Source organism: Psychrobacillus sp. (genome assembly GCF_056205495.1).
This window is the reverse complement of sequence record NZ_JBAEAP010000518.1, coordinates 1-2807: the sequence shown is the minus strand read 5'-3', so window position 1 is coordinate 2807 and position 2807 is coordinate 1. Positions and strand designations below refer to the sequence as shown.

Sequence of the window (2807 nt, the reverse complement as noted above, 5' to 3'; positions counted from 1 at the left end):
TTTGATATTCCTAAGAATATAAGTGAACGGATATACTCTTTCTACTATGAATATTAATAAGAGAGTAGAAATGCTGTTAAAATCCCGAGGATAAGCGCTAGGGAGACGTAATAGTCTTTGGTCATATAAATTCGACCGCTGTAGTGGAAAACAGCTATTATCGTCGATATTTACTATCATTTTCTTTATAATCCCTATGATATAATATTTGGAATAAAAATGAGCCTTGCTAAAAGTATTTTTATGTATTAAATTAGGTAGCACCTAAAGCTTTGAAACTTAGTTTCTATTATCACGTCTATTATTTATAGTTCTCTATCTTTTTAAAGGAGGAAGAGTATGTCAGAACAAAATCCAAAAATTAACTCACGTTTAAACAAAAATAATCGCAAGAAAAAAACTAATACAATACTGAATGTCTTAATTGGAGTAGTACTGCTGTTAATCATTATAGTTGTTGTTAATTTAGTGACGGGTGATAAAGAGGAAAAAGATATTGCCCAAGAACCAAAAGAAACGGAATCCGTTTCAGAGAGTAGTGAAGTCGAAGAAGAGGAACCAAAAGACAATGAATTGACTACTGAGGAAATAGCGGAAGAGGACGAACAAAATGAAACAGCCACTGAAGAAAATGATTCGACCACAGAGTCAGGCTCATCTTCTGACGGCTCAAATGAAATTACAGAGGAATCCGATGATCCAAATGTTGAGGCTGTTGTAGTAGACCCTTCGTGGGAACCAATAGGGACAGCTCAAGTAGGAGAACATGTCTCGAGTTATACGAAGGAAACAGTAGATTGGGAAGAGAAGGTTGACGCATTAGCTTACGCGGCAAACTTAGACCCATCTAATATGATTGTCCAATTTCTAGGTAATGGTGGAAGTCCACAAAAGTCTATAGGAACTGTTACTTCTAAAGATGGAAAAGAAATTTATCGTATATCTTTAGAATGGATCGACGGTCAAGGATGGAAGCCAACCAAAAAAGAAAAGCTGTTATCAGCCAAATAATTTAACAATGTGGGAGCGGTACTTGACTAAAGTGCCGCTCTCCTTTACTTTAAAAGAAGTACTTTTAGAGAGGGGTTTTTAATAATGAAGATTGCCGTAATTGGAGCAATGGAAGAAGAAGTAGAATTATTAAGAAATGCGGTTGAAAATGCAAAAACTATAGAAATCGCAAATAGTGAGTTTACAACTGGTACATATAAAAGCCATGAAATAATCCTGTTAAAAAGTGGAATTGGTAAAGTAAATGCAGCCATGTCTACTGCTATTCTTTTAAACGAGTATAAGCCAGATTATGTCATTAATACAGGATCTGCTGGTGGATATGATCCTCAGCTAGAAGTAGGAGCAATTGTCATTTCAGATGAAGTAAGACATCATGACGTAGATGTAACTGCATTTGGATATGAGATGGGACAGGTTCCTCAAATGCCACCTGCATTTAAATCGGACGAGCGTTTAATGAAGCTTGCAGAAGATGCGGTAAATGAAATTGGTGAGCACCAGGCCTCAACAGGCTTAATTGCTACTGGTGATACCTTTATGCATAATCCAGAACGAGTAGAACTAGTTCGAAGTTATTTTCCTTCTATGAAAGCTTGTGAAATGGAAGCTGCTGCCGTCGCGCAGGTTTGTCATCAATTTTCAGTGCCATTTGTAGTTATTCGCGCCCTTTCCGATATCGCAGGAAAAGAATCCTCGATTAGCTTTGATGAGTTTCTGCCAGTTGCAGCTAAGCATTCCACACAAATAGTGCTTCGTGTAATTGAAAACATTTAGTTGTCATTAATTGGACAAACTATAGCATAGAATGCATGTGATTAGTATTTCCTATATGTGCTATTATGAAAGTATTAAAAGCTTTCCACAATAGTCTAGGGGGAGATCAGATGGTTTTTATCATGGCTATGTCTGTTTTGGTTACAGCTGTATTAGCATTTGTAATGATTGCCGAAACAAGTGAAGATTAATTTTCTCTAGCTCTCTTGGTGTTTGATCCATCAAGAGAGTTTTTTTCATGGATGTAATACTGATAGAGCTTTACAAGCGCACGCTTTTCAATACGAGAAACATAGCTTCTTGAAATTTTTAATTGCTTAGAAATTTCTTTTTGAGTCATTGGCTCATGGCCTAATAATCCATATCTACGAACGACGATATCTAGCTCTCGTTTCTCCAGTTGGGATAGGTGTTTATATAAACGATTGGTATCTTCTTCTTCCACTAGCTGTTCGTCCGAGCTTTTATCTAGCCCTTGTAGTAAATCGGTGATTTCTAAAGAATGTCCATCTTTATCCATTCCAATAGGCTCATGCAAAGAAATATCCTTTTGAACTTTTTTTAATGAACGCAAATACATAAGAATTTCATTTTCAATACAGCGAGCAGCATATGTTGCTAATTTTGTTTTTTTGGTAGGTGTATAGCTATTAACAGCTTTCATCAGCCCAATTGTTCCAATTGATATATAGTCATCTAAAAGCTCATGCTTCGGGTGAAATTTCTTAACTACGTGTGCAACAAGCCGCATATTACGTTCGATAAGTTCATCTCTTGCTGTGAGGTCTCCATCTAGAAAACGTTGAATCATTACTTGTTCTTCCTCCGGAGAAAGGGGCTGATGGAACGCCTGCCCTTTTAAATAACCAAGCACAAGTGGCAAATCGATGACCATGTTTATAAATGCGGTTAGAAGACCGGAAATTATGTCCACCTCCATCTAGTTATACTTTCAATATATGTGGAATTACGACAAAATATGAAAAACACGACTGCATTTGCAGTCGCCTTTTAAGAAA

4 protein-coding genes are annotated in these 2807 nt (G+C 36.7%); 3 read left to right on the top strand and 1 reads right to left on the bottom strand.

The annotated features are described in order from the left end of the window. Window positions 1–339: 339 nt before the first annotated feature. From AC06OU_RS14725 to AC06OU_RS14715, 3 genes are all read left to right on the top strand, one after another. Complete coding sequence (locus AC06OU_RS14725) at window positions 340–1011, top strand: YrrS family protein (protein ID WP_475856771.1); 672 nt, start codon at window positions 340–342, stop codon at window positions 1009–1011. An 84-nt stretch (window positions 1012–1095) separates the two neighbouring features. Continuing rightward, window positions 1096–1788, top strand: coding sequence for a 5'-methylthioadenosine/S-adenosylhomocysteine nucleosidase (mtnN, locus tag AC06OU_RS14720; protein ID WP_169358031.1), 693 nt, complete (start codon window positions 1096–1098; stop codon window positions 1786–1788). Between the two features lie 65 nt (window positions 1789–1853). Beyond that, a complete protein-coding gene (locus AC06OU_RS14715; RefSeq protein ID WP_475856770.1) occupies window positions 1854–1979 on the top strand; it encodes a hypothetical protein in 126 nt (41 codons plus the stop codon). On the opposite strand, the gene sigK is transcribed toward AC06OU_RS14715, so the two are convergent. Beyond that, window positions 1976–2713, bottom strand: a complete 738-nt coding sequence (sigK, locus tag AC06OU_RS14710) for an RNA polymerase sporulation sigma factor SigK (RefSeq protein ID WP_475856773.1) — start codon at window positions 2711–2713, stop codon at window positions 1976–1978. The two genes, AC06OU_RS14715 and sigK, sit on opposite strands and share 4 nt — an antisense overlap. Window positions 2714–2807 lie beyond the last annotated feature (94 nt).